Origin of the sequence: Komagataeibacter oboediens, from assembly GCF_003207815.1 — a bacterium.
Taxonomy (GTDB): Bacteria; Pseudomonadota; Alphaproteobacteria; order Acetobacterales; family Acetobacteraceae; genus Komagataeibacter; species Komagataeibacter oboediens.
Genome location: NZ_NKTX01000207.1, coordinates 1 through 1,120 on the forward strand (window position 1 = coordinate 1; position 1,120 = coordinate 1,120).

2 protein-coding genes are annotated in these 1,120 nt (G+C 60.2%); both read right to left on the reverse strand.

Translation table 11 applies throughout. The annotated features are described in order from the left end of the window. Positions 1-201: 201 nt before the first annotated feature. Positions 202-696, reverse strand: a complete 495-nt coding sequence (locus tag CFR80_RS18330; RefSeq protein WP_039733617.1) for an IS66 family transposase — start codon at positions 694-696, stop codon at positions 202-204. Positions 697-761: 65 nt separating this feature from the next. Continuing rightward, positions 762-1,120: IS66 family insertion sequence element accessory protein TnpB (tnpB, locus tag CFR80_RS18335; protein WP_373636560.1), on the reverse strand; the 359-nt coding region annotated here is incomplete at its 5' end.

Here is a 1,120-nt window from a genome sequence, read left to right on the forward strand (position 1 = left end):
GCGAAAGGGGCTGTAAACCGCATGGAAACCGATTTTTGGAAACCGCAAGAAACTGAAAAATAAGTCGTTGATTTATCTAAATTAATGCATTTTCGAAGAAGACATTTTCCATTTGCATCTGTGCCGTGCGCCTGAAAAACGGACTTGGCGATATCCAGGCCGATCATGGTAATTTTCATCCGGGCGGTCTCCTCTGAATGGTCATTCCGACCCCAGCATGGCACATTGATGCCGCATGGAGGCCGTCCACCCCATCTTGAACTGGCGCGGGATCACCTCCAGCGTCTCGGTGACGCTCTCCCCCAGTTTGCTCAGACGATCGCTGCCACAGCACGGACACTGTGTCGGTGCGGGGATGACGACCCGCTCGCGCGGCAGGTCGGCACGCAGGGGCTGGCGTCCCCGGTTGCTCCGGGGTGCTGTCGTGCGGACAGCGGGATCCGCCGCATTTTCGGGCGCGTCCTCGGCGAGCGTCGTCTCCAGTTCTTCCAGTTCGAGTTCGAGTTGGGCCAGCAGGCGGCGCCCCCGCTCCGACGAGGCGCCGAAACGGTCCTGGCGCATCCGCGCGATAAGATGTTTGAGATGGGCAACCTGCGCTTCGGCGCTGGCCGCACGGGCTTCCGCGACCTCGGCACGCGCCTCGGCAGCGGCAAGTGCCGCGCGCAAGGCGATGATGTCGTCCGTGTCTCCCGTCATGAAGGCAGTTGATCACATGGGCGCTCAAAAGGGTACCAGTATATGCTGACCTGGCGCGGTTTTTATTATCCCGCCAGTTCAGGTCTCCATGTTTTCTGCGGATTGCGCCAGTCCACACCCTCCAGCAGACAAGTCAATTGTGACGGGGAGAGATGGATCGCTCCGTCCTTTGCCGAAGGCCACAGGAAATGCCCGCGCTCGATCCGCTTCGCATATAAGGAAAGGCCGATCCCATCGTGCCAGATCAGTTTCACCAGGTCGCCGCGTCGGCCCCTGAAGGCATAGACGTCACCCGCGAAAGGGTCACGACCCAGTGCTTCCTGGACCTTCAACGCCAGCCCGGGCATCCCCAGGCGCATATCGGTTACACCGGCCGCCAGCCATATCCTCAGCGTGGAAGGAAGCGGGATCATGATCGTAGTGC